At 72.8% G+C, this 24,628-nt stretch carries 24 protein-coding genes; 15 read left to right on the top strand and 9 right to left on the bottom strand.

Features of this window, described 5'->3' with window-relative positions; genetic code table 11:
- Positions 1-3: 3 nt before the first annotated feature.
- From ACWEVP_RS27795 to ACWEVP_RS27780, 4 genes are all read left to right on the top strand, one after another.
- Entirely contained in the window at positions 4-942 is a 939-nt protein-coding gene (locus tag ACWEVP_RS27795) for a GNAT family N-acetyltransferase (RefSeq protein WP_452065496.1), read from the top strand.
- An 84-nt stretch (positions 943-1,026) separates the two neighbouring features.
- A complete protein-coding gene (locus ACWEVP_RS27790) occupies positions 1,027-2,466 on the top strand; it encodes an FAD-dependent oxidoreductase (protein ID WP_452065495.1) in 1,440 nt (479 codons plus the stop codon).
- Positions 2,463-3,497 carry a hypothetical protein gene (locus ACWEVP_RS27785; RefSeq protein WP_452065494.1) on the top strand — a complete coding sequence of 345 codons (1,035 nt, stop codon included), beginning with the start codon at positions 2,463-2,465 and terminating at the stop codon, positions 3,495-3,497. Before ACWEVP_RS27790 ends, ACWEVP_RS27785 begins: the two co-directional genes overlap by 4 nt.
- Positions 3,498-3,525: 28 nt before the next feature.
- Positions 3,526-4,125 (top strand): TetR/AcrR family transcriptional regulator, encoded by a 600-nt coding sequence (locus ACWEVP_RS27780; protein ID WP_452065493.1) that lies wholly within the window; start codon positions 3,526-3,528, stop codon positions 4,123-4,125.
- A 3-nt stretch (positions 4,126-4,128) separates the two neighbouring features.
- On the opposite strand, the gene ACWEVP_RS27775 is transcribed toward ACWEVP_RS27780, so the two are convergent.
- Positions 4,129-5,043 carry an SDR family oxidoreductase gene (locus ACWEVP_RS27775; protein ID WP_452065492.1) on the bottom strand — a complete coding sequence of 305 codons (915 nt, stop codon included), beginning with the start codon at positions 5,041-5,043 and terminating at the stop codon, positions 4,129-4,131.
- Between the two features lie 96 nt (positions 5,044-5,139).
- Between ACWEVP_RS27775 and ACWEVP_RS27770 the strand changes: the two genes are divergently transcribed.
- Positions 5,140-5,820: a TetR/AcrR family transcriptional regulator gene (locus tag ACWEVP_RS27770; RefSeq protein ID WP_452065491.1), complete on the top strand. Its 681-nt coding sequence runs from the start codon at positions 5,140-5,142 to the stop codon at positions 5,818-5,820.
- A 13-nt stretch (positions 5,821-5,833) separates the two neighbouring features.
- Here ACWEVP_RS27770 and ACWEVP_RS27765 read toward each other — a convergent pair whose 3' ends face one another.
- Positions 5,834-6,283 (bottom strand): winged helix-turn-helix transcriptional regulator, encoded by a 450-nt coding sequence (locus ACWEVP_RS27765; protein WP_452065490.1) that lies wholly within the window; start codon positions 6,281-6,283, stop codon positions 5,834-5,836.
- Between the two features lie 69 nt (positions 6,284-6,352).
- Here ACWEVP_RS27765 and ACWEVP_RS27760 point away from each other — a divergent pair, with 69 nt between their 5' ends.
- The gene (locus ACWEVP_RS27760; RefSeq protein WP_452065489.1) at positions 6,353-7,537 is read left to right on the top strand and encodes an MFS transporter; all 1,185 of its coding nucleotides are present in this window, start codon (positions 6,353-6,355) and stop codon (positions 7,535-7,537) included.
- Here the strand turns inward: ACWEVP_RS27760 and ACWEVP_RS27755 are convergent.
- Entirely contained in the window at positions 7,510-8,529 is a 1,020-nt protein-coding gene (locus ACWEVP_RS27755) for an NAD(P)-dependent alcohol dehydrogenase (protein ID WP_452065488.1), read from the bottom strand. The genes ACWEVP_RS27760 and ACWEVP_RS27755 overlap by 28 nt on opposite strands.
- Positions 8,530-8,622: 93 nt before the next feature.
- Here ACWEVP_RS27755 and ACWEVP_RS27750 point away from each other — a divergent pair, with 93 nt between their 5' ends.
- Complete coding sequence (locus tag ACWEVP_RS27750; RefSeq protein ID WP_452065487.1) at positions 8,623-9,201, top strand: TetR/AcrR family transcriptional regulator; 579 nt, start codon at positions 8,623-8,625, stop codon at positions 9,199-9,201.
- A 22-nt stretch (positions 9,202-9,223) separates the two neighbouring features.
- On the opposite strand, the gene ACWEVP_RS27745 is transcribed toward ACWEVP_RS27750, so the two are convergent.
- The gene (locus tag ACWEVP_RS27745) at positions 9,224-9,850 is read right to left on the bottom strand and encodes an HD domain-containing protein (RefSeq protein WP_452065486.1); all 627 of its coding nucleotides are present in this window, start codon (positions 9,848-9,850) and stop codon (positions 9,224-9,226) included.
- Positions 9,851-9,921: 71 nt separating this feature from the next.
- On the opposite strand from ACWEVP_RS27745, the gene ACWEVP_RS27740 reads away from it, so the two are divergent.
- Positions 9,922-10,869, top strand: a complete 948-nt coding sequence (locus ACWEVP_RS27740) for a GlxA family transcriptional regulator (RefSeq protein ID WP_452065485.1) — start codon at positions 9,922-9,924, stop codon at positions 10,867-10,869.
- Positions 10,870-10,925: 56 nt separating this feature from the next.
- Here the strand turns inward: ACWEVP_RS27740 and ACWEVP_RS27735 are convergent, their stop codons facing one another.
- Entirely contained in the window at positions 10,926-11,087 is a 162-nt protein-coding gene (locus ACWEVP_RS27735) for a hypothetical protein (RefSeq protein WP_452065484.1), read from the bottom strand.
- Positions 11,088-11,220: 133 nt separating this feature from the next.
- Here ACWEVP_RS27735 and ACWEVP_RS27730 point away from each other — a divergent pair, with 133 nt between their 5' ends.
- Complete coding sequence (locus ACWEVP_RS27730; RefSeq protein ID WP_452065483.1) at positions 11,221-11,799, top strand: ArsR/SmtB family transcription factor; 579 nt, start codon at positions 11,221-11,223, stop codon at positions 11,797-11,799.
- Between the two features lie 156 nt (positions 11,800-11,955).
- Here the strand turns inward: ACWEVP_RS27730 and ACWEVP_RS27725 are convergent, their stop codons facing one another.
- Positions 11,956-12,984, bottom strand: a complete 1,029-nt coding sequence (locus ACWEVP_RS27725; RefSeq protein ID WP_452065482.1) for an epoxide hydrolase family protein — start codon at positions 12,982-12,984, stop codon at positions 11,956-11,958.
- A 37-nt stretch (positions 12,985-13,021) separates the two neighbouring features.
- Between ACWEVP_RS27725 and ACWEVP_RS27720 the strand changes: the two genes are divergently transcribed.
- On the top strand, positions 13,022-13,582 hold the full coding sequence (locus tag ACWEVP_RS27720) for a TetR/AcrR family transcriptional regulator (RefSeq protein WP_452065481.1): 561 nt from the start codon (positions 13,022-13,024) through the stop codon (positions 13,580-13,582).
- A gap of 34 nt (positions 13,583-13,616) precedes the next feature.
- Positions 13,617-13,787 (top strand): hypothetical protein, encoded by a 171-nt coding sequence (locus tag ACWEVP_RS27715; RefSeq protein WP_452065480.1) that lies wholly within the window; start codon positions 13,617-13,619, stop codon positions 13,785-13,787.
- Positions 13,788-13,800: 13 nt separating this feature from the next.
- On the opposite strand, the gene ACWEVP_RS27710 is transcribed toward ACWEVP_RS27715, so the two are convergent.
- From ACWEVP_RS27710 to ACWEVP_RS27700, 3 genes are all read right to left on the bottom strand, one after another.
- Positions 13,801-14,613 (bottom strand): SigB/SigF/SigG family RNA polymerase sigma factor, encoded by an 813-nt coding sequence (locus ACWEVP_RS27710; protein ID WP_452065479.1) that lies wholly within the window; start codon positions 14,611-14,613, stop codon positions 13,801-13,803.
- Between the two features lie 76 nt (positions 14,614-14,689).
- Positions 14,690-15,661: an esterase-like activity of phytase family protein gene (locus ACWEVP_RS27705; protein WP_452065478.1), complete on the bottom strand. Its 972-nt coding sequence runs from the start codon at positions 15,659-15,661 to the stop codon at positions 14,690-14,692.
- Positions 15,662-15,807: 146 nt separating this feature from the next.
- A complete protein-coding gene (locus ACWEVP_RS27700; protein WP_452065477.1) occupies positions 15,808-16,593 on the bottom strand; it encodes an SDR family oxidoreductase in 786 nt (261 codons plus the stop codon).
- A 160-nt stretch (positions 16,594-16,753) separates the two neighbouring features.
- Here ACWEVP_RS27700 and ACWEVP_RS27695 point away from each other — a divergent pair, with 160 nt between their 5' ends.
- The 4 genes from ACWEVP_RS27695 to ACWEVP_RS27680 all read left to right on the top strand — a co-directional run bounded on the left by ACWEVP_RS27695 (position 16,754) and on the right by ACWEVP_RS27680 (position 24,619).
- Entirely contained in the window at positions 16,754-19,024 is a 2,271-nt protein-coding gene (locus ACWEVP_RS27695) for a cellulase family glycosylhydrolase (RefSeq protein ID WP_452065476.1), read from the top strand.
- Positions 19,025-19,052: 28 nt separating this feature from the next.
- Complete coding sequence (locus ACWEVP_RS27690; protein WP_452065475.1) at positions 19,053-20,858, top strand: rhamnogalacturonan lyase; 1,806 nt, start codon at positions 19,053-19,055, stop codon at positions 20,856-20,858.
- Between the two features lie 62 nt (positions 20,859-20,920).
- Positions 20,921-22,132 carry a PucR family transcriptional regulator gene (locus ACWEVP_RS27685; RefSeq protein WP_452065474.1) on the top strand — a complete coding sequence of 404 codons (1,212 nt, stop codon included), beginning with the start codon at positions 20,921-20,923 and terminating at the stop codon, positions 22,130-22,132.
- 153 nt (positions 22,133-22,285) lie between these two features.
- Positions 22,286-24,619 (top strand): molybdopterin cofactor-binding domain-containing protein, encoded by a 2,334-nt coding sequence (locus ACWEVP_RS27680; protein WP_452065473.1) that lies wholly within the window; start codon positions 22,286-22,288, stop codon positions 24,617-24,619.
- The last annotated feature ends 9 nt before the right edge of the window (positions 24,620-24,628 follow it).

Here is a 24,628-nt window from a genome sequence, read left to right as displayed (position 1 = left end):
GGAATGAGCGAACTGCCGGTCACCGCCGGGCGGGTGGTCGTGCGGCGGTTCGCCGCCGCGGACGTGGCCGCGTTCACCGCGTACCGCTCGGATCCCGCCGTGGCCCGGTACCAGGGGTGGGACGCACCGGTGCCGGAGGCCGACGCCCGGCGGCTCGTCGCCGAGTTCGCGGAAGCCGAGGAGGGCGCGCCCGGCTGGTTCCAGTACGCCGTCGAGGTCGACGGCGTACTGGTCGGGGACGTCGGCATCTGCCTGGCCGGCAACCGGATGCAGGCCGAGCTGGGGTTCACCATCGCCCGCGCGCACCAGCGGCGCGGCTACGCCACCGAGGCCGTGCGGTGCGTACTGGACCGCGTGTTCGCCGCGGGCGTGCGCCGCGTGTCGGCGGAGTGCGACGCGCGCAACACCGCGTCGGCGGGCCTGCTGGACCGGCTCGGGTTCGGCCGCGAAGGGTTTCGCCGCCGCCACACGTGGCTCAAGGGCGAGTGGACCGACGACCTCCTCTTCGGCCTGCTGGCCGAGGACTGGGACGGTGCCGCGCCCGGCCCCGCGATCTTCGCCTGCCGGCCCAACCTGCTGGTGGCCGACGTCGGCGTCAGCCTCGGTTTCTACGCGAACGAGCTGGGCTTCGCCGTCGGCTGGCGCTGGTCCGACCGCCAGGCCCGGTTCCTGCACGACGGCGAACCGCACGAACCGGGCACCGCGCTGGTCGGCCGCGACCACGTCCAGCTCATCCTGACCCAGCTCCCGGGTGCGCACACGACCCGCCTGCACCTCGACGTCCACACGGCCGAGCAGGTCGACCGGCTGGTCCGGGAGTGGCGCGAGCGCGGCGTCGACATCGCGGAGCCGCCGTTCGTGCGGCCGTGGGGGATGTACGAAATGCGCCTGCACGACCCGGACGGGAACGTCCTGCGGGTCAGCTCGCCGCCCAGGTCCTGACGAGCCGGGCCCCTTGACACCCGCGCCCACCCATTCATACATTCATCGTCACTTTGTATGATTCGACGTGGGGAGTTGGTCCGCATGCGGCTCGGCAAGACCGCCGTCGTGCTCGGGGGCAGTGCCGCCGGGTTGTGCTCCGCCGGCGCCCTCGCGCCGTACTTCGACCGCGTTCTCGTGCTGGAACGCGACGAGCTCCCCGCCGGGGCCGAGCACCGCCGCGGGGTGCCGCAGAGCAAGCACCCGCACTTCCTGCTGAACTCCGGCCGCCGCGCGATCGGGGCACTGTTCCCCGGCTTCGAAGCCGACCTCGTCGCCGCCGGCGGCCTGCACCTCATGCCGTCCATGGACGCCGCCTACCTCGACGGCGTCGGCTGGTCCGCCCGCAAGCGCAGCGCGATGACCATGGTCTACAGCTCGCGGATCCTCATCGAGCGCGTCCTGCGGGACAAGGTCCGCGAACTGCCGAACGTCGACATCCGCGAAGGCGTCGTGGTCACCGGCCTCACCACGCGCGACGGCGGGATCACCGGCGTCGGCACCGGCGACGGGCCCCTCGACGCCGACTTCGTCGTCGACGCCATGGGCCGCGGCTCTTCGGTCGGTTCCTGGCTCGTGGCGGCGGGCTGGCCCGAACCGGAGACCCGGACGCTCGACGCCAAGGTCACCTACACCTCGCGCTGGTACGACCTCCCCGTGCCGCGGCCGGCGTCCTGGTGGTGGCGGCACCTGGTGATCATGCCGACGCCGGACAAGGGCGAGCACCCCGACGAACACGACTACCTGGTCAACTTCTTCCCCGTCGAGGGCAACCGGGTCATCGCCTGCATGGGGTCGTGGGGCCTGCCGATGCCGCGGACCGCCGACGCGTTCGTCGAGACGGCCCGCCGGGTGCGGACACCGCTGTTCGCGGCCGCGATGGACCGGTGCGAGCCCACCTCGGAAGTCCACCTGACCCGCTCGACCGGCAACAAGTGGCGGCGCTACGACCGCCTGCGCACCCCGCCGAAGGGGCTGGCCTTCGTCGGTGACTCGATCTGCGCGTTCAACCCCTTCTACGCCCAGGGCATCAGCTCCGCCGCCGGTTCGGCGCTGCTGCTGCGCGAGCACCTCGCCCGCGCGGACCGCCTCGACCCGAAGTTCTCCGCGGGCTTCCTTGCCGCGCAACGCAAGCTGCTGAACGTGCCCTGGCGGCTGGCGATGGCCCGCGACCAGGGGTACGAGTGCGCGGAGGGCACCGAGAAGCCGCCGGAGTGGAAGCGCCGGATCCTCGCCGCCGTCTCGGCTCCGGCGTTCAGCCTCATCGTCGGGGCCGCCCGGGAGGACGAAGTCGTCGACGAGCACTTCGCCAAGGTGTTCAACCTCGACGAGTCACTGGGGGACATGCTGCGCAACCCGCGGGTGATCGCGGGAATCCTGCGCTACCGCGTCCGCGCGGCGCTCGGCAGGCACCGGGTGCCGTTCGGGTTCGACGCCCGGGCCGAGCCGCCCGCCACGGACTATTCGACGGCGACCGCGCGATGAGCCCGGCGTGCGGGCCCGACGCCGAAGCCGTCACCCGCGGCCTGGGCTTCGACTGCCACGACGTCTCGCCGGTCGTTTCGGTCCGCTTCCCGTGGGACCTGGCCCACTGGACGATGCCGCTGCTCGAACTGCTCGTCGTCGGCGGTGCGGTCTTCGCGCTGGTGCACGCGCTTCGCCGGTACCGCGCGGGGGATCCGGTCAACCTGGCGCTGTGGTGGGCTTCGCTGGTCTACCTGTTCGTCACCGAGCCGCCGCTGTACTTCCCGGAGTGGTTCGGCCTCGACCGGCTCTACGGCTTCATCTTCGCCCACAACGAGTTCACCGTGCAGTTCATGGCGGACCGGCTGCCGCTCTACATCGTGGCGTTCTACCCGGCCTTCAGCCAGCTCGCCTACGAGCTCGTGCGGGTGCTGGGGGTCTTCCGGACCCGGGGCCCGTTCGCCGGGTCGGTCGCGGTCGCCTTCGTCTGCCAGGTGTTCTACGAGGTCTTCGACCAGCTCGGCCCGCGGCTGGAGTGGTGGGCCTGGAATCCGGGCAACCGGATCGTCGGCCGGCCCGCGCTGGCGTCGGTGCCGATGACCAGCATGCTGCTGTTCGCCTCGGTTTCGTTCGGTGCCCTGACCTACCTGGTGGTGCGGCTGGCCGGCGGTCCGCGGCGCGGGTGGTCGCTGACCTGGCGGACGCTGGTGGCCGGCGTGCTCACCCCGCCGGCGATGGCGGTCGCCGGCCTCCCGTCGAGCCTCTTCGACGGCCACCCCGCCGCGCAGGCCTGGATCCTCGGCGCCGAGCTGGCCCTGGTCTGGATCGCGGGTGCCTGGATCCTCGGCACGAGCCGGGCGGACCGCCCGCCGTCGTCCGCCTTCGCGCGGGTCTACCCCGCTCTTTACCTGGGAGTGCTGGCGGTGTTCTGGCTCGCGGCGGTCGGCGGCGGCCCGGCCGGGAGCGTGCCTTACGCGCTCGCGTGCTTCGCCGCGGCCGGGCTCGTGCTGGTCGCGCTGTACCGGAACGAGCGGGCCCCTGCTCCCGGCTGATGTCGTCCGGTCGGGGAGGATGGGGCGCATGGGGCACCACGGCTGGCGGGGCAACCCACCCGGCACCGAAGACGAGGCACGCCGCCGGATCGTCGACGCGGCGACGGCGTGTATCGACCGCGTCGGCCTGGCCAAGACCAGCCTGTCCGACGTCGCCGCCGAGGCCGGGGTGACGCGGCAGACGGTCTACCGCTACTTCCCGAGCCTCAACGACATCCTGCGCGCGGTCGCCCTGGCCGGCGTCGAGGAGTTCGCCGGGCGGATGGAGCGCCACCTCGCCGCCTTCGCCACCGCCACCGAAGTCGCGGTGGAGTCGGTGGTGTTCGCGGTCCGGGCGCTGCCCGGCGAGCCCCACCTCGGCCTGCTCCTGCGGGCGGGCGAGGCCGACTTCTTCACGGTCGGCGTGATCTCGCCGCCGGCTTTTTCCCACGGCGCCACGATTCTCCGCAACGTCCCGGTCGACTGGCGGGCGGCCGGGGTCGTCACCGACGCGGACTTCGAGGGGCTGGCCGAGGTCCTGATGCGGCTGTTCCTGTCGTACCTGCAGTACCCGTCCACGCCGGCGCTGACCGACGACGGGATCCGGGCGCTGGTCCGGCGGTGGATCGGGCCCGCGCTGCGCGGGTGAAAGTCACGCGTGGGCGGGCAGGGAGACGCCGGTGAGGCGCTCGGACTCGGTCCACAGCCGCTCGGCCACCGCCTTGTCCAGCGCGCGGCGCGGCGGCTTGGCGGTCTTGACCGGGCCGACCAGCCCCCAGCGCGGGCCGTAGTAGCCGCCGGCCACCGCGTCCGGGCTCGTCGCCGCGTACAGCAGGGGTTCCGCGCCCTGCTCGACCCCCTGGGACGGCACGAGCTTGAACGCCAGTGAGCTGAGCGGGCCGGGGCCGCTCCCGTCAAGGCCCGGGCCCGCGGTCTGCAGGTTGGTGCGCGTGTAGCCGGGGTGCGCGCCGGTGGAGAGCAGCGGCCAGCCGCGTTCGGCCGCGATGTCGGCCAGCCGCAGCGTCAGCATCAGGTCGGCCAGCTTCGACTGGGCGTAGGCGCGGCTCGGGCTGTAGGCGCGTTCCCACTGCAGGTCGTCGAAACCGATCCGGCCGCCGTTGGCCATTCCGCTGCTCATCGTCGCCACGCGCGGGGCCGGCGCGGCGAGCAGCAGCGGCAGCAGGCGCAGGGTCAGCGCGAACGGGCCGAGGTAGTTGCTGCCGAACTGCAGCTCGAAGCCGTCGGCGGTGCCGACCCGCCGGGGTGGGGTCATCACGCCCGCGTTGTTGACGAGCAGGTCGAGCGGCCGGCCCTCGGCGAGCAGCCCGTCGGCGAACGCGCCGACCGAGGCCAGGTCGGCCAGGTCGATCCGCCGGACTTCGACCCGGGCGCCGGAGTGCGCGGCGAGGATTTCACGACGGGCCTGCTCGCCCTTTTCGGGAGTGCGGACGGCGAGGACCACGTCGGCGCCGGCCGCGGCCAGGCGCTTCGCCGTCTCCTTGCCGGTGCCGCTGTTGGCGCCGGTCACGACGGCGAGCTTCCCGTGCTGGTCAGGGACCTGGTACATGACACACCTCTCTAAGTACCGCTGGTACGTTACTGGCACCACGGTAACGTACCAGCGGTTCGTTGACAACGTACCGGGGGTACGTAAGATGGGGAGGTGAACTTCAAGCGCGCCCGCACCGACGAGCAGCGAGCCGAGCGGCGGCGCGCGATCCTGGCCACCGCGGACGCGATGCTGACCGAAATGCCGGTCGCCAAGCTGAGCTTCAACGAGCTGAGCCGCCGGGTGTGCCTGGCGAAGGCGAACATCGTGCGGTACGTCGAGTCGCGCGAAGCGGTGCTGCTGGAACTGCTGGACGGGCACGTGCGCGACTGGGTCGCCGAGCTGGCCGGCACGTCCCCGGCGGAGGGCACGGCGCGCGAGCGCGGCGACCGCCTGGCGGCCCTGCTGGCCGAGTCCCTCGCCCGGCGGCCGGTGCTGTGCGACCTGATCAGCTCGCAGGCCACGGTGCTGGAGCACAACGTCTCGGCCGAGGTGGCGCTGGAGCACAAGCGCGCGTTGCTGCGAGCGGTGGAGTCGCTGACAGCGGTGGTTCGCAATCACCTGCCCGAGTTCGACGACCGGGCGGCGTACGAGCTGGTGTCGACGGCGAGCCTGGTCACGGCGGCGGCGTGGCCGCACAGCCGTCCGTCCGAGGCGTTGAAGGCGGCTTACGCGCTCGACCCGGCGGTGGCGGCGACGCGGGTGGAGTTCACGGCGCTGGTGGGGCGGACGCTCGAGGTGACGATTTCGGGCTTGCTCGCCCGCGCGGGGGATCGGCCCGCGGTCGCCGGGTGAGGCCGGGGGAGCGCTACCCGCTCGCCTGAGTCGCCTTGCGCACCACGGTCGTGTCGCACGTCAACGGTGCGCCGTCCGGTGCGGTGGGGACGACGGGCGGGACGACCGCGCCGTGCTCGTCCACCAGGACCGAATGCGGCTCGCCGGCCTCGAAGGCGTGCCGCTCACCCCACTGGCGCAGCGTCACGATCACGGCGAACAGGTCCCGGCCCGGCTCCGTGAGCACGTACTGCCGCCGCTTGCCCGGGGGTGCCTCGACCTGGACGAGCAGCCCGTGCCCGGTCAGCTTGCGCAGCCGGTCGGTGAGGATGTTGCGGGCGATCCCCGTGCGCTGCCGGAAGTCGGTGAACGAGCGGGCGCCGTCCATCGCGTCGCGGATGATCAGCAGGCTCCAGCGGTCGCCGATCACGTCCGCCGCCCGCGCGACCGGGCAGGTCGGGTCCGTCCACATCGCGTCTCCCATGAGTTGCGTAATGAAACCATTCTCGCCTACGCTCCGAAGAGTTGCAAATCGCAACCAACTGGAGGTGTCGTGGGGCGCGGGTCGAGACTGCTCCTGGCCGTGGTGTGCGGGGTGGCGGTCGCCGGGGTGTACGCCGGGCAGCCGGTGCTGGGCCCGATGGGCGACGACCTCGGCGTGCCCCGCGGCTCCGTCGGCTGGTTCGTGGCCGCGGGACAGCTCGGCTACCTCGCCGGGCTGGTGCTGCTGGTGCCGCTCGGCGACCGGCTCGACCGGCGCCGCCTGATCGCCGCCCACCTGGGCCTGCTGGCGGCCGGCCTGGCCGGCACCGCGGCCGCGCCGCTCGCCTGGGTGGCGTTCGGCGGCCTCGCGGTCGCCGGGCTCTTCGCAGTGGTGGTGCAGACGGCGGTCGCCTACGCGGCATCGATCTCGCCGCCCGCCGAGCGCGGGCGCACCCTCGGCGTCGTCACCTCCGGCGTGGTGGCCGGCATCCTCGGCGCCCGGGTGCTCACCGGCGCACTGGCCGACCTCGGCGGCTGGCGCGGCGGCTACCTCGCGCCGGCGGCCCTCGCCGCCGTCCTCGCCCCGCTGTGCCTCGTGGCGTTGCCCGCGGATGCCCGGACCGGCTCCGTGCCCTCGCGGCCGTCGCCGGCCCGCCACCTCGCGCGGCCGCTGTTCCTCAGCCGGGGCTTGATCGCGTTCTTCCTCTTCGCGTCCTTCGGCACGGTGTGGAGCGGCATGGCGCTGCCGCTGGCCGGCGAACCGTGGCACCTGAGCGAAACGCAGATCGGGCTTTTCGGCATCGCCGGGCTCGCGGGGGCGCTGGGCGCGGCCCGGGCCGGCCGCTGGGCCGACGCGGGGCACGCCGGCCGCGTCACCGGGATCGCGCTGGTGCTGCTGCTCGTTTCGTGGCCGGCCATCGGCCTGCTGGAGTGGTCGTTGCCGCTGCTGGGTTTCGGCGTGCTGCTGCTCGACTTCGCCGTCCAGGTCGGGCACGTGGCCAACCAGCACCTGCTGACGAGCGCGTTCCCCGGCCGCACCAGCACGGTGATCGGCGGGTACATGGTGTTCTACTCACTCGGCTCGGCGGCCGGCGCCGCCGCGACGACGGCGGTCTACGCCGTCGCGGGCTGGCCGGGCTCGGCCGTTCTCGGCGCGGTGTTCGCCGGTGGCGCCTTGATCACCTGGGTGGCGGCTCGCGGTCCCGTGGTGCGGGACCGGTCGGCGGTTCACGTGAGCGAGACGACCGCGCGGTAACGCGCCTGTCCGCGGCGAACCACCTCGACCGCGGTGGTGATCTCCGCCACCGGGAACGTCTCCACCTGCGGTCCGATCCCGTGCCGGGCCGCGAAATCCAGCATCAGCCGGGTCTCGCCGGGTGACGCCGGCACGCCGCCGGAGATCGTCTTCTCCGCCGGGAGCAGCCGCATCGGGTGGACGGCGATCGCCTCGGGCGGCACGCCGACCACGCTCAGCCGTCCCTGGGGCACCAGCAGGTCGAGGTAGTCGTCCCACGGCAGGCTCGCGGACACTGTGGACAGGACGAAGTCGAACGATCCGGCCGCGGCCGCCAGCGCTCCTTCCTCACCCGTGGCGAGGAAGGACGTGGCGCCGAAGCGGCGGGCGTCGTCCTCTTTGGACCGGGACGTCGAGATCGCCGTGACGTCGCAGCCCCAGCGGGACAGGAACTGCAGGGCCAGGTGACCCAGCCCGCCGATCCCGACGACGGCCACCCGGTCGACCGGCCGGACGCCGTGGCGGAGCAGAGGCGCGAAGACCGTGACACCGGCGCACATCATCGGCGCCGCCTGCTCCGACGGGATCGCGTCGGGGATGGGGTAGGCGGTGCGCCAGTCCGAGACGCGCAGCAGTTCGGTGAAGGCGCCGCGGTCGCCGCGCATGACGGTGTCGTCGCGCCGCGGGCAGAGGTTGTGCCGGCCGCTCAGGCAGAAGGCGCAGCGGAAGCAGGCGCCGGCGATCGCGCCGACGCCCACCCGCGTGCCGACCGGCAGGAGATCGGTGTCCACGGCGCTGCCGACGGCTTCGACCACGCCGACGGCTTCGTGGCCGGCGACGCAGGGGTAGCGGGTGATGCCGTACTCGTCGTCGATCTGGCCGATGTCGCTGTGGCAGACGCCGCAGTGCGTCACGCGGACGTCGGCTTCCAGCGCGCCGAGGGGGCCGGGCTCGCGCTCGTACGGTTCGAGGCGGCTGCCCGCGGAGTGCGCCGCGTAGGAGGTGACGGTCATGGTGTCCCTTCCTGTCGAGGTCCTCATCGACCGTACAGTACGAAACTGTTTCGTACCGTTTGACGCTGTGAAGTGCACTGATAGGATCGGATCATGAGCCCGCTGGATCCCACCCGTGACGCCCGGATCCTCGACGCGGTGCTGGAGCTGCTCGCCGAGGCCGGCTACGTGTCGATGACGATCGACGCCGTCGCCGCGCGGTCGGGCACGTCGAAGGCGACCATCTACCGGCGGTGGCGCGGCAAACGCGAAATCACGCTCGCGGCCATGGCCCGCTACCACGGGAGCCGGACGTCGTGGTCGGTCGACACCGGGACGTTCCGCGGCGACCTGCTCGCGCACACGCGGCGCTTCGCCGAAGTGCTCGCCGGGTACGACGGCAGCCTGGCGGTCGGGCTGGTGCAGGCCCGGGCGTCCGACCCGGCCCTGATCGACGAGCTGGAGACCCGGTTCTCCAGCGGCGCGCGGCTCCCGGGGGAGGTGGTCGAGCGGGCCGTCGAACGCGGCGAGCTGCCCGGCCCGGTCGACGCCGCGCTGTTCGAGGAAGTCGTCGCGTCGGTGCTGTTCATGCGCTGGCTGTGGCGGCTGCCCTTGGACGCCGGGTTCCTCGACCACGTCGTCGATCGCCTGGCGCTGCCGGTGCTCACGGCCGGGGCTCGACCGCCGGGGTGAAGGTCCGGAACACCCGGCGCGGTCACTCCCAGGGCGTGCCTGCGCGTTCCAGGCCGGTGACCCCGGCTTCCCGCCGCTCGCGCAGGAGTTCACCGGCGATCGAATAGCGCGGTGCCGCCACAGCTTCCGCGCGGGCCGCGTGTTCGACGATCGCGTCGACCAGCGACGGGACCATGGACAGCCGCGGGTGCCGCTCGTGGATCCGCTCGTGCCGGCCGCTGACGACGTGGGCGTTGCGGCCGAAGTCGATGCCCACCCCTTCGCGGGTCAGGTAGGCCAGCAGGCCGCGGCGTTCGGCGATGCCGGGTGAGGTGTGCAGCGCGATCGCCTCCCACACGAGGTCCACCTGCGGCGCGCCGACGCCGTGCTCCGTCAGCAGCTCGGCGGCGAGATCCGCGCCCTCGACCTCGAAGCGGGACCGGCCGGGCGCCCGGGTGCCGAGGCCCAGGTCGTGCAGGACGGTGGCTGCGAACAGCAGCCCGGCGTCGTAGGCCGGGTCGTCCAGGCAGCCCTCGTGCTCGGCGAGCAGGCGGGCGAACAGGAAACTCCGGACGCTGTGGTTGGCCACCCCGGGGCTCTCGGTGTCCCGCGCGGTGGCGAGGATCGTGGCGGCGAGCGGTCCGGCGGGCAGGGCGAGGAAGTCGGTCACGCGCTCGACGCTAGAAGCCGGTGCCGGCCCGCGACAGTGGCCCGCAGGCCCATCACCGCTAGGATCGTGCCATGAAGCGGCACGGCGTCACGGTGCTGGCACTCCCCGGCGTGCTCGCCCTGGACATCGGGATCCCGGTGCAGGTCTTCGGCTCCGACCCGCACTACGAGCTGACGGTGTGCGCGGACCGGTGCCCGGTCCCGGTCGCCGGCGGCGGCCTGACGATCGCCGCGGACGCCGGGCTCGAAGCCCTGCCTGGTGCCGGGACCGTGATCGTCCCGGGCTACGACGACATCGGCACCCCGCCGGCCGCCGGGGTCCTGGCCGCGCTGCGGGCCGCCCACGCCCGCGGCGCGCGGATCGTCTCGATCTGCACCGGGGCCTTCGCGCTCGCCGAGGCCGGCCTGCTCGACGGGCGCCCCGCGACCACGCACTGGCGGTTCACCGCCGACCTGAGCACGCGCTTCCCGCGCGTGCGGGTGCTGCCCAACCGGCTCTACGTCGACGACGGCGACGTCCTGACCTCGGCCGGGGTGACCGCGGGGATCGACCTGTGCCTGCACCTGATCCGCGCCGACGAAGGCGCCGCGGCGGCCAACGCCAAGGCGCGCCAGCTCGTCGCCCCGCCGCAGCGCGCGGGCGGCCAGGCGCAGTACGTCGAGCGCCTGCGCCCGGAGGCGACGGGCGACCGGCTCGGCCCGCTGCGCGAGTGGCTGCTGGCCGACCTCACGCGCCAGGTGGACGTCGACGCGCTCGCCGCCCGCGTCCACCTGTCGCGGCGCACGTTCCTGCGCCGGTTCCGCGAGGAGACCGGGACGTCCCCGATGGCCTGGCTGACCGGCGCGCGCCTGGACCGGGCGCGGGAGCTGCTGGAGACGACGGACCTCCCGGTGGAGCACCTGGGCAGGCACACGGGCCTGGGCGGCACCGCGACCGTCCGGGCGGCGTTCCACCGGCACCTCGGCACGTCACCGCGGGAGTACCGGGCGCTGTTCCGCCACCGCCGCGGCCCGGGCTGAGCCGGCGCGACCCGAGCCGGTGCCCGCCACCGGCGCGCCCGGTGGCGGGCGGCGGGTCAGCTGTCCTCGGGGTGCAGGCTGATGGTGGTCCAGGTGCTGAGCGTGCCGAGGGTGTCCTTGCGGGCGTGGCGGCCCGCCAGCGCCTGGTTGCGGGCGGTGACCGGCGGTGCCTGGCCGAGCATCGGCGGGCCGATCGGGTCTTCGGTCGGGGTCTCCATGGCGGTCCTTTCCGGTGGGTGGTGCGGACGTTCCCTGCACGCCCGGACGCCCCGGCCGGTTGAGGCTCAGCGCGGTTTCGACCAATCGCAGAGGACTCTTTGCAAAGGGCTCTCTGTGGTCTACGGTGATGGCATGACCGAGGAAGAGCCGTCGCGGCCGTTGGACGCGCGGATGCTCCGCGCGCTGGCCCACCCGCTGCGGATGCGCCTGCTCGAACTGCTGCAGGCGGACGGCCCGGCGACCGCGACCGGGCTGGGCAAACGGGTCGGGGAGAGCTCCGGCACCACCAGCTGGCACCTGCGGCAGCTGGCCGAGGCGGGCCTGGTCGAAGAGGACAGCGAACGCGGGAACAAGCGCGAACGGTGGTGGCGGCCGGTCCAGAAGTCGACGCGGATGCGGGTCGTCGACTTCATGGGCGACCCGGATCTCGCCGCGCCGCTGGACACGTACCTGCGCTCGGTGATCGAGCACCGGTACGAGTCCGAGGCGCGGTTCGTCAGCGAGCTGCCGCGGTGGATCGACCGGTGGCACGACAAGGCGGTCTTCAGCGATGTGCGGCTGTCGCTGACACCCGAAGAAGCGGCGGCGATGAGCGCGGAGGTCGACGCCGTGATCCACCGCTACCGCCGGGACGCGCGACCGGGCGACGACGCCGTGATCACGCACTGGTCGGCGTTCCCGCGGCGGGCGCGGCCCGAAGAATCCGACTGAGGGGGAAATGATGGTGCACTTCTTGCTGGCCGAGGACCTGGTCCGCGCGCGGGAATCCGACCTGAGGCGGGCGGCGGTCCGCGTCTCGCGCGAGGGAACGCGACGGGAACGTCTCGGGTGGATCCTCGTGGAGACCGGTCTGCGGCTGGTGAACGCTCAAGCGCCGAGCCCGACCGCCCGGCGGACGTCGCCGGCGTAGGCCTCGGGCTGTTCCCACGCCGCGAAGTGGCCGCCCGCCGGGTGTTCCACGTACTCGCGGACGTTCAGGAACGCCTCGGCGTAGCTGCGCGGCTCGGGTTTGATGTCGCGGGGGAACACCGACAGCACGGTCGGGGTGCCGACCCGGCCGGGGAGGGCGACCGGTTCGGCGTAGGTGGTGAACGACGTGCCGATCGTGCCGGTGACCCAGTACGCGGTGACCCACGTGAGGAGCTCGTCCGCGGTGAAAGCCGAGGCGTCCGACCAGAAGTCGAGCTTCTCGGCGATCCACGCCGCGAGGCCGGCGGGTGAATCGCCGAGGGCGACGGCGAGGGTGTTCGGCCGCGTCGACTGTTCGGCGATGTAGCCGCCCTCGGTGCGGAACCACCGCGCCGCCCGGCCGAGGTAGGCCGCCGCGTCCGGGGCGAGCGCCGCGGGGTCGGCGGTGAGCGCGCGCTGCGGAGCGACGTTCGTCAGGTGCAGCGCCGTCACGCGGTCCGGGTGTTCGGCCGCGAGGAGCTCGGCGACGGTGCCGCCGATGTCGCCGCCGGACACCGTGTAGCGCGGGTAGCCGAGTTCGGCGAGGGCGACGGCGACGAGCCCGGCGATCCGGCCGGCCGACATGCCGGGCTCGGTGAGCGGGGCCGCGAACGGGAAGCCCGGCAGCGCGGGAACCACCACGTGCAGGTCGGTGAGCAGCGGCAGGACGCGTTCGAACCGCAACACTGAGTCGGGCCAGCCGTGCAGCAGCACGACGACGGGAGCGTCGCGGTCGGCCGACCGCTGATGGAGCAGGCGCAGGGTGCCCGCGGTCGTCCACGGGAGCGCGCGGATGCGGCGCTCGTGGACGTCCCAGTCGTAGCCGTTCGCCCAGTGGTCCAGGAGTTCGTCGAGGCGGGCGCGGGTGGTGCCGCGGGCCGGGTCGTCGCTCCACGGGGTGGTGATCCGCCGCGTGCGCCGGAGTCTTTCACGGAGGTCGTCGGTCATGTGTATCACCGTACACATGATGTGTATGCTCGTACACATGACTTCCCGCGACGCGGTGGCCACCCGGCAGCGGATCCTGGCGCACGCGAAACACCTGTTCGCCCGCCACGGCTACCGGGCGATCACGGTCAAGGGCGTGGCCGACGCGGCAGGCGTGTCGCCCAACCTCATCACGCGCTACTTCGGCGGCAAGGACGGGCTGTTCCTCGCGGCGACCCGGGTGGAGATCCCGGTCGCGGACTCGTTCGACGGCGACCGCGCCACGCTGGGGCCGCGTCTGGCGGCGAGCATCGTCCGCCGCTGGTTCGGCGAACCGGGGGAGGACCCCCTGCTGGCGCTGCAGCGCGCGGCCGGCGAACGCCCGGAGGCGGCGGAGGCGCTCGCGGCGTTCCTGGACACGAATTCCCTGGAGCCGTTGCGCCACTACCTGCGCGAGAGCGGTCTGGACGACGCGCGGGCACGCGGCCGGGCCGCGGCGATCGACGCGTTCGTGCTGGGCGTGTCGACCCGGCGCCGCGTCCTGCGCGCCGAACTCGGCGACCCGGCCGAACTCGAGGCGTGGCTGGGCGAGACGATCCAGCGGCTGGCCGACGGGTGAAGCCGCCGAGCGGCCGTACGAAGAACGGATCACGGTGTGGCGCGCGGACTCCCTCCGCGCGGCGATCGCCCGCGCCGAGGCGGAAGCCCGGGAATACGCGGAGAGCACCGGGGTCACCTACCTCGGACTCGCGCAGGGGTACGCGACCGGGCAAGCCGGACTGGCGCAGCAGCGAGGTTTTCTCGCTGCTGCGCGGCAGCGGTGACCGTGCGCGGGCGTCAGCCGGCGACCACGCGGTGGCGCAGCTGTTCCAGTGTCTTCGCCAGCAGCCGGGACACCTGCATCTGCGAGACGCCCACCCGCTCCGCGATCTGGCTCTGGGTCAGTTCCTCCACGAACCGCATCTCGATGATCGCGCGCTCGCGGGGCGGGAGGTCCGCCATCGCCGCCTCGAGGGTCAGGTGGTCGTCGGCCTTCGCGTACGGGGATTCGCGGTCGGCCAGCTGGTCGCCGATCGTGCCGGAGTCGCCGCTGCCGCGGGCCGGGGCGTCCAATGAGGCCGGTTTGTACGCCTCGGCCGCCAGCAGCCCTTCGCGGACCGTCTCGACGTCGATGTCCAGGTGCGCCGCGAGCTCGCTCGGGGTGGGGGAGCGGCCGAGGTCGTGGGCCAGCTCGCCGGTCGCCTTGACCAGGTTCTGCTGCAGCTCCTTCAACGCCCGCGGCACGCGCATCGACCACGCGCTGTCGCGGAAGTGGCGGCGGACCTCACCCATGATCGTCGGCACCGCGAAGGACAGGAAGTCCCGGCCGCGGCCCGGGTCGTAGCGGTCGACGGCGTGGATGAGGCCGGTCCGCGCGACCTGCACGAGGTCGTCGAACGACTCGCCGCGCCCGGCGAAGCGCTTGGCGATGTTCTCGGCCAGGGCGAGGTGCTCGGTGATCAGCCGGGCGCGCAGTTCGGCGTGCCGGGGGTCGCCGGGCGTGAGCTCGCGGCGCTCGTCGAACAGCGGAGCGCAGTGGGCGAACTGGTTGACCCGCCGCGGCGCGGGGGTGAGCGTCGCGGCGGGTCGCTCAGGGGCTCTGACAACCATGGACACCACTTACCCAAAGCAGTCACGATCCACACGAACCAGTGAGCCGTTGGTACATCCGGAGCAACGCACCGGATCAGCAGGTCAGCGTTCCCGCGCGCAGGGCGTGGCCGCCGTCGTTCGCGTCGTCGGACCACACGACCGTCCGGCGCCCCGACGAGCACGTCGGGGCGATGGCGAAGCCTTCGTTGTTGTAGTTCGGCATCTTCGACGGCCGCGCGTAGGTCGCCGACACCGCGAACGCGCCGTCGACGACCTTCAGCGTCGCCGTCTTGCCGTTGCACGTGTCGTCGCAGACCGTCCACAGGCGCCCGGCCGACGGCTCGAACTCCAGCTCCATCACCTTCGGGAACCCGGACGGAAAGGCCGCGACCCGGGTGAAACCACCACCCGACTGGGTGAGGGCGTAGGCGTAGACCATGCCTTCGTCTTCGAGACCGACGAAGTACAGGCCGCTGCCGTGGCCGGCGTAGGCCGCCGGGTCGTAGCGGGTCTTCGTGTGCTCGTCGCGGAAGCCGTTCGCGGTCAGGAACGAGTCCGGGACCCAGGTGATGCCCTCGAACCCGCCGTTGTCGTCGACGGCGGGCAGGTCGCCGGTGAGGTCCCACTCCGCCACCGCGCCGAGCGACCCGGCCGCCGACGCGGTGTCGAACCGCAGCACCTTCAGCAGGCTGCCGTCGCCGTCGTTGTCGCGCTCGGTCGCGGCGAAGACACCGTCGGGCGTGGCCACCACCCCTTCGGCGTCCGGGTCGCCGCTGCCGTCGCGGTAGTGCAGCTTCTTCCCGGACGGCCAGCCGGCCGCCGGGGTCCACTTGCCACCGTCGCGGACGAGCCGGTACAGCGTGCCGGGGCCGTTCTTGACCGCCCACAGCACATCGGGGCCGTCGAAGGCGAGCCCGCTCAGGTTGTCGCCGAAGACGCCGGCGGCATCGGCGACCGCGACGGCGGGATCGCCGGGCCACGCCGTCGCCGCGGCGTGGGCCGTGCCGGCGGGGATGGCGAGCACCGTGGTCAAGAGGGCTGCGGAGAACCGGGAGAGGATGCGCACGTCGTGCTCCTGGGGCCGGGGGGCGGGAGTGGGCAACGCGGCGTGGGTGAGAACGATCTTGACTGTACCGAGGCCGCGGGCCGGGAGCAATGGGCCGCGTTGCGCCATTCCGGCATGATCGCCGCGGCTGACTGTCCACATCGGACCTAAAGCACCCAGCGGCGGAACCCGCCCTCGGCGTTGACGACCTGGCCGGTGATCCACCGGCTCTCGTCGGACGCCAGCCAGCGGACCAGCCGGGCCACCTCGTCCGGGCGGCACCACCGCCCGGTGGGCAGGGCGCGCCCGACGCGCTCGGCGAGGTCCGGATCCGCCCAGCCGGTGTCGACCGGCCCCGGGTTGAGCGCGTTGACCGTGATCCCGCGGTCGGCCAGCGCGTCGGACAGGGTGAGCGTCATCTGGTGGATCGCGCCCTTGCTGATCGCGTACGGCAGCTCCTGGCTCATCGGCGCCAGGTGCTGCCCGGAGGTGAACAGGACGATCCGCCCGCCGGGGCGGGAGTCGTCGTGGGCGGCGGCGAACGCCTGCGCCAGCAGCACGCTCGCGCGGGCGTTGACCGCCCAGGTCAGATCCAGCTCGGCGGCGGTCACCCCGGCGAGGGTGTGGTTCGAGCTCCGGGCGTGGTTGGCGACCACCACGTCGACCGCGCCGAACGCCGCGACCGCGGCGGCCACCACCTTCCCGGGTGCCTGCGGGTCGGCGAAGTCGGCGGCGACGTGCCGCAGCCGGTCGCCCTCGCCGCCCAGCAGCTCCACGATTCCGGTGTCGCCGGCCGGATCGGCGCCCCACGGCTGTTCCGCGTCGTGCGGGGACCACGAATGCACCAGCACCGACGCGCCGGCCGCCAGCAGCTCGGCGGCCACCGCGAAGCCGATCCCGGTCCGGCGGCTGACCCCGGTCACGACGGCGACCCGGCCTTCCAGTGTCGTCATGCCGCCGACGGTAACCGGGGCGGCGCCGCACATCGACGGGGTTTTCGACGACGTGGTCGAATCGGCCGATGCTTTCGCTCCGGCCGGCGAAGCCGTTACACTGCCCGGCTGGGAGCGCTCCCACGTCGACTGTCCCTGTCGGTTACCTCAGGAGGTCGGTATGCCCCGGCGGTTTCTCCGGGCGGTCGTGGTCGGCGTGCTCTTCGCCGCCTGCGCGCTCGCCCCGACGCGAGCCCCAGCCACCGCGGCGCCCGCGGCGGCGCCCACGCGGATCATGGCGCTGGGCGACTCCATCACCGGCTCGCCCGGGTGCTGGCGCGCTTTGCTGTGGAAGCACTTGCAGGACACCGGGCACACCGACGTCGACTTCGTCGGCACGCTGCCCCCGCCAGGCTGCGGGTTCGCCTACGACGGCGAAAACGAAGGCCACGGCGGCTTCCTCGCCACCGGCATCGTGCGCGACAACCAGCTGCCCGGCTGGCTCTCGGCCACCCGGCCGGACGTCGTCCTCATGCACCTGGGCACCAACGACGTCTGGAACGCCGTCGCGGCGAGCGCGATCCTCGACGCCTTCACCACGTTGCTCGGCCAGATGCGGGCGAGCAACCCGGCGACCAAACTGATCGTCGCCAAGATCATCCCGATGAACCCGGCCGGCTGCACCGCCTGCGGGCAGCGGGTGGCCGACCTGAACACCGCCATCCCCGGCTGGGCGCAGGCGCACTCCACCGCGGCGTCGCCGATCACCGTCGTCGACCAGTGGACCGGCTTCGACACCGCCGCCGACACCACCGACGGCGTGCACCCGAACAGCACCACCGGCATCCAGAAGCTGGAAAGCCGCTGGTACCCGGCCGTCGTCGCGGCACTGCCCGGCGCGACGGCGGCGACCGGGCTGCACGTCAGCGGCACGCAGGTCGCCGAAGCGAACGGCGCGGCGTTCGTGATGCGCGGCGTCAACCACCCGTACGCCTGGTACCCGGCCCAGACGCGAGCGTTCGCCGACATCAAGTCCTTCGGCGCCAACACCGTCCGCGTCGTGCTCGGCAGCGGCCAGCGGTGGGGACCGACGTCGGCGGCCGAGGTCACCAGCGTCATCGCGCTGTGCAAGCAGAACCGGCTCATCTGCGTCCTGGAAGCCCACGACACCACCGGCTACGGCGAGGAAAGCGCGGCCGCGAGCCTCGACCAGGCCGCGAGCTACTGGATCAGCGTCGCGAGCGCGCTCGAGGGCCAGGAGAACTACGTCGTCATCAACCTGGGCAACGAGCCGTTCGGCAACAACCAGCAGGTGAGCGCTACCTGGGCGAGCGCGACGAGCGCCGCGATCACCCGGTTGCGCGGCGCGGGCCTGCAGCACCTGCTGATGGCCGACGCGCCGATGTGGGGCCAGGACTGGCAGAACATCATGCGGGACAACGCCGCTTCGGTGCTCGCCGCCGATCCGCAGCACAACACGGTGTTCTCCATCCACATGTACGGCGTCTACGACACCGCCGCCGAAATCACCGGGTACTTCGACGCGTTCCGCACCGCCGGGCTGCCGCTGGTGGTGGGGGAGTTCGGGAACCGGCACACCGACGGCGACCCCGACGAGGACACGATCATGGCCCAGGCGCAGGCCCGCGGCCTCGGCTACCTCGGCTGGTCGTGGAGCGGAAACAGCGGTGACGTCGCCTACCTGGACATGGTCACCTCGTTCGACCCCGCCGGCTTGACGGCTTGGGGAGAGCGCTTTCTCACCGGCGCGAACGGCGTCCGGCAGACCTCGAAGGAGGCCACGATCTACGGCGGGGGCACCACCGACACCCAGGCCCCGACCACACCGGGCACGCCGACCGCGTCGGCGGTGACGGCCACGGGCGCCACCCTGTCCTGGGCGGCCTCGGCCGACAACGTCGGCGTCACCGGCTACGACGTCCTCCGCGCGACCGGCAGCGGCACATTCACCCAGGTCGGCACGACCGGCACGACCACGTTCACCGACACCGGGCTGACGGCGTCGACGACCTACCGCTACCAGGTGCGCGCCCGCGACGCGGCGGGGAACACCTCGGCGAACTCCGCGGCCGTGAGCGTGACGACCGGTGCGGGCGGCGGCACGGGAACGTGCAAGGTCGGCTACTCCGCGCCGCCTTGGGGCGGTGGCAACGGGTTCACCGCCGGGGTGACCATCACCAACACCGGCACGAGCATTGTCACCGGCTGGACGCTCGCCTTCAGCTACCCCGCGGGCCAGCGGGTGATCCCGCCCGGCTGGGGCGCCACGGTCACGCAGACCGGTGCCGACGTCACCGCGACGAACCTGAGCTGGAACGGCACCCTCGCCCCGAACGCTTCGACCAGCATCGGCTTCAACGGAACCTTCACCGGCTCGAACCCCGCGCCGGCGTCGTTCACCCTCAACGGCAGCACGTGCGCGGCCGGCTGAACCGTCCACACCAGACAAGGAGAAGTGCATGCACGCGCTGAGTCGCACGCTGCTCGTGGGCGTCCTGGTGGCCGGGGCGCTGCCGGGCACCGCGGCGGGGGAGACCTCGCCGACGTTCGACAAGCTGAACCGCGGGGTGGTCAGCGTCCACACCCCGCAGGGAAACCGGGTCGGCTGGCGCCTGCTCGCCGACGACCCCGCCGGTGTCACGTTCGCCGTCTACCGCGACGGCACCCGCGTGACGCAGACCCCGGCCGGCGGGCCGACCGGCTTCCTGGACGCCGGTGCGCCCGCGGGAGCCGGGTACACCGTCCGGGCCGTCGTCGGCGGCGTCGAGCGGATGTCCGCCTTCGCCGCCGAGAAGTCGCTGACGCTCGACAGCACGGCCGCGGCGGGCACCCGGGACGTGCCGATCCAGCTCCCGGCCGGAGGCACCACGCCGTCGGGGGAGAGCTACACCTACGCCGCGAACGACGCGAGCGTCGGCGACCTCGACGGTGACGGCCAGTACGAGATCGTGCTGAAGTGGGATCCGAGCAACGCCAAGGACAACTCGCAGTCCGGCTACACCGGGAACGTCTACGTCGACGCCTACCGGCTGGACGGCACCCGGCTGTGGCGGATCGACCTGGGCCGCAACATCCGGGCCGGCGCGCACTACACGCAGTTCCAGGTCTTCGACTACGACGGCGACGGCCGGGCCGAGGTCGCGATGAAGACCGCCGACGGCACGCGCTCCGGCACCGGCCAGGTCATCGGCAGCGCAGGCGCCGACTACCGCAACTCCAGCGGGTACGTCCTGTCCGGCCCGGAGTACCTCACGATGTTCAACGGCCAGACCGGCGCGGCGATGTCGACGGTGAACTACGACCCGCCGCGCGGCACGGTGTCCTCGTGGGGCGACAGCTACGGCAACCGGGTGGACCGGTTCCTCGCCGGGACGGCCTACCTGGACGGCTCGCACCCGAGCCTGATCATGTCCCGCGGCTACTACACTCGCACGGTCATCGCCGCGTGGGACTTCCGCGGCGGCGCGCTGACCGAGCGGTGGAAGTTCGACTCGAACTCGGCCGGCTCGCAGTACACCGGGCAGGGAGACCACCAGCTGGCCATCGCCGACGCCGACGGCGACGGCCGCGACGAGATCGTCTTCGGCGCCATGGCGATCGACGACACCGGTGCTCCACTGTGGAACACCCGGCTCGGCCACGGCGACGCCATGCACGTCGGCGACCTGATCCCGGGCCGGGCCGGGCTGGAAGAGTTCAAAGTGGACGAAGACACGTCGAAGCCGGCCGCCTGGATGGCCGACGCGAAGACCGGGCAGATCATCTGGCAGAACCCGTCCTGCTCCTGCGACAACGGCCGCGGCGTCTCGGACGATGTCTACGCGGGCAGCCCGGGCGCGGAGTCCTGGTCGTCCGCGGTGTCCGGCCTGCTGAACACGAGCGGCCAGAACATCGGGCGCAAGCCGTCCTCGGCGAACTTCGTCGTCTGGTGGGACGGCGACGCCCAGCGCGAGCTGCTCGACGGCACCCACATCGACAAGTACGGCACCAGCGCCGACACCCGCCTGCTCGCCGCCTCCGGTGTGCACGCGAACAACGGCACCAAGAACACGCCGTCGCTGCAGGCGGACCTGTTCGGCGACTGGCGCGAGGAGGTCGTCTGGCCGACGTCGGACAACCGGGCGCTGCGGATCTACTCGACCACGGACGCGACGAGCATCTCGCACGTCTCGCTGATGCAGGACCGGCAGTACCGGGAAGCCGTCGCGTGGCAGAACACCGCCTACAACCAGCCGCCGCACCCGAGCTTCGCGCTCGCGAGGTGAGCGGGAACGGAGGTGGCGACGTAGGCTGACGCGCCGGTGGGAGCGCGACAGTGGTGGTGCGGATGGGCGAGACGCGGGCGGCGGCCCGGGACACCGCGTGGTCACTGGCGGCCCGGGTGCTGGACGAGCTGGACGAGCTCACCGGCGCCCTGGCCGCCGTCATCGTCGAGCAGAACCCGGGCTACCGCGTGGACGACGTCGTGCCCGACGACGACCTCTGGCGGTCCTGCCACGACAACCTCCGCCGGGTCCTGCAGCTGATCGGCCGCCCCGCCGGGACGGGTGAAGACCTCTACGACGCGGCGAAGGCGACCGGACGGCGCCGCGCGGAGCAGCAGCTCCCGCTCGACGACGTGCTGCGCTCGTTCCGCATCGGCGGCCGGCTGGTCTGGCAGGCCCTCACCGAACAGGCCCGCGCGACCGGGTCGGTGAACAACGAGGCCATGCTCGACCTCGCGACCCGCGTGTGGGAGGTCGTCGACGCCACCTCGGCCCAGGTCGCGCTGGCCTACCACGCGGCGGAGCGCAGCTTCGTCCGCGCCGACGAGCAGCGGCGCGCGTCGCTGTGGGAGGGGCTGCTGCAGGGCCGGGCCGCCGACGCGGGTTTCGCCTACGAGGCCGGCCGGGCACTGCGCCTGCCGATCTCGGGGCCCTACGTCGTCGTCGCGGCCGCGGGCCCGGGCGACGCCGCCTTCGCCGAGCCGCTCGGAGCCGCGTTGGAAGACCTCGGCTCGGCGTCGGCCTGGCAGTCGCGCGCGGACGTGCTCGTCGGGCTCGTGTCCCTGCCGGGGCGTGAGGTCACGGCCGCCGTCGGCGCGATCGGGTCCGTGCTCACCGTGCCGGCCGGGGTGTCCCTGGTCGTCGGCGGGCTGGCGGCGGTGCACACGGCCTACCGGCAGGCGGTGCTGGCGATGCGGACGGTCCCGCCGGGCCGCGTCGAGGTCGTCTGCCTGGCCGAGCGGCTGCCCGAAGCGCTGCTGCTCTCCTCGCCCGAACTGACCGAATCGCTGCAGCGCGACTGGCTCGGCGACCTGCTGGACCTGCGGACGGCCGAGCGCGGCCCGCTGCTGGAAACCCTGGCGACGTGGGTGCGGACCGGCGGCTCGGCCACCCGCTCGGCACAGGCGCTGCACTGCCACCGCAACACCGTGCTCAACCGGATCCACCGGATCGAAGAGCTGACCGGCCGGTCGCTGACCGGCGGCGAACTGGCCCTGGAGCTCGCTCTCGTCGTCCGCGCGCTGCCGTTCCTCCCGCCACCGCGCGTGCCCTGACCGGTACCCCCTGTGCACAGTGCACAACGACACTAGGCCAAATGTAGGCACTCAGATCCTTCATTCGGCGGCGTGATGTGTGTAACACTCCGCCCCGGCGGTGCTCCGGCCCGCGCTTCTCCCACACCGTCGTTCGAGAGGTCCCAGCCGCTCATGCCCGAACACGACCCCGCCCTTCCACCACCACCCGGGTCCGAGCCGCGCTCGATGGCCCGCCGCCGGTTCCTCGGTTTCGTGCTGGCCGCGCCCACGCTCGCCGTCGCCGCGCAGATCGGCGGTTCCGAGCTGGCCCCGCGCGAAGCCGACGCGGCGATCCCGTCCCTGCCCCAGCCCGAGGACATCTTCGACCTCGGCGACCTGCAGAACCTCGCCGCCCTGCCGACGTCCGGCCTGATCAGTGTCCAGGTCGGCGCCGACGGCCGGGCCGCGTTCGCCGTGCCGCGCACCGAGGTCGGCCAGGGGATGACCACCGCGGTGGCGATGATGATCGCCGAGGAGCTCGACCTCCCGCTGGACAAGATCGACGTCACGTTGGCCGACGCCCGGCCCGAGCTGCTGATGAACCAGCTGACCGGCGGCTCCAACTCGATGCGCAGCATCTACACGCCGGTCCGAACGGCGTCGGCGATCGCCCGGCAGCGGCTGCTGGCCGCGGCCGCCGCGAAGTGGGGCGTGCCGGTTTCGCAGCTGACGACGTCCGGGGGCGTCGTGCGCGACTCTTCCGGCCGCACGGCGAGCTACGGGTCGCTGGCGAAGGCGGCCGCGTCCGCGACGACGATCAGCGTGACCGCGACGCTCAAGCCGCGGTCGGAGTTCAAGGTCCTCGGCACGGCGCAGAACCGGCTCGACGCGCACGCGGCGGTCACCGGCACCAAGCAGTTCACCCTCGACCTGGACGTGCCGGGCGCGCTGCCGACGATGGTCGCCCGGCCGCCGACGATCAACGGCACCCCGCGCTCGATCCTCAACGCCGCCGAGGTCAAGGCGATGCCGGGAATCACCGACGTCGCCGCTATCTCGCACGGCGTCGCGGTGCGCGGGCGCACGTTCGGCCAGTGCATCGACGCGATCCGCGCCCTGAAGGTGACCTGGGGCCCGGGCACGGTCGACGGCGAGTCCGACGCGACCGTGCTCAAGAAGCTCAAGGCCGCGCAGCTGCCGATGACCGTCCCCGGCCTGCTCGACCAGTACCTCGACGCCGAGTTCACGTTCGCCGCGGCCAGCAACAGCCCGCTCGAAACGGGTGCCGCGATCGCGGACGTCCGCGCCGACCGCGCGGAGATCTGGTCCTGCCTCAAGGTACCGATCGTCGCCCAGGAAGAGATCGCGAAGCTGCTGGGCCTGCCGCAGGACGCGGTCACCGTGCACGTCACCCAGGGCGGCGGGTCGTTCGGCCGGCACCTGTTCCACGACGCGGCGGCCGAAGCGGCGGAGGCGTCGCAGAAGATGGGCAAGCCGGTCAAGCTGATGTGGTCGCGCACCGACGACTTCCGGCAGGGCCGCATCCACCCGATGTGCGTGTCGCGCGTGCGGGCGACCTACCTGCTCGGCAACGTGGTCAGCTTCGAGCAGCGCCACACGAGCGTGCAGACCGAGTTCAGCCACGGGCTGGGCGAGATGATCACCTCGACCGCGGCGAAGCTGCCCATCGCCGGCAACCTCAGCTTCGCCGAGTCGATCTTCCTGCTGAGCCAGTCCTCGCCGTACAACTTCGGCGTCACCACCCAGCTGCTCAACGAGATCCCGCTGAAGTTCAACACCGGCAGCATGCGCAACATCTACTCGCCCAACGTGGTCACGGCCGAGGAGCTCGTGGTCGACCAGCTGGCGAAGAAGTTCGGCAAGGACCCGGTCGCGTTCCGCCGCGAGTTCCTCAAGGACGACCGGCTGCGCGCGGTGCTGGACAAGGCCGTCCAGGTCGGGAACTGGGGCCGTTCGCTGCCGGCCGGGGTGGCGCAGGGCATCGCGCTGCACTCGGAGTACCGGGGCGCGGTCGCGGTGCTGGTCGAGATCGACTGCCGGCCGGAGACGGTCAACCGCCCGATCCGCGAGGGCGTCACCGGCCCGCGCGTGACGAAGGCGCTCGTCGTCGTCGACCCCGGCTTCGCGATCAACCCACGCGGCCTGGAAGCCCAGATGATCGGCGGGCTCAACGACGGCATCGCGATGTGCCTGACCTCCAGCATCCACATCAAGGACGGGCTGCCGCTGGAAGGCAGCTGGGACAACTACTTCTACACGCGCGAGTGGAACACCCCGCCCGAGACGCAGGTCGTCGTCATGCCGAACACGTCGGACAGCCCGAGCGGCGCGGGCGAGCTGGCGGTGGCGCCGTCGTTCGCCGCGGTGGCCTGCGCGTACGCGCGTGCGGTCGGCAAGATGCCGACCTCGTTCCCGATCAACCACGGCACGCTCTCGTTCGAGCCGCTGCCGGTGCAGCCGTCCACGCCGCCGTCGCCGACCGACGGCCTCGACCACGCCTACTAGGAGACCGCA

This window comes from Amycolatopsis sp. NPDC003865, assembly GCF_053605345.1.
Note: the sequence above shows the minus strand (reverse complement) of the source record. Positions and strands in the feature narration are given on the sequence as shown.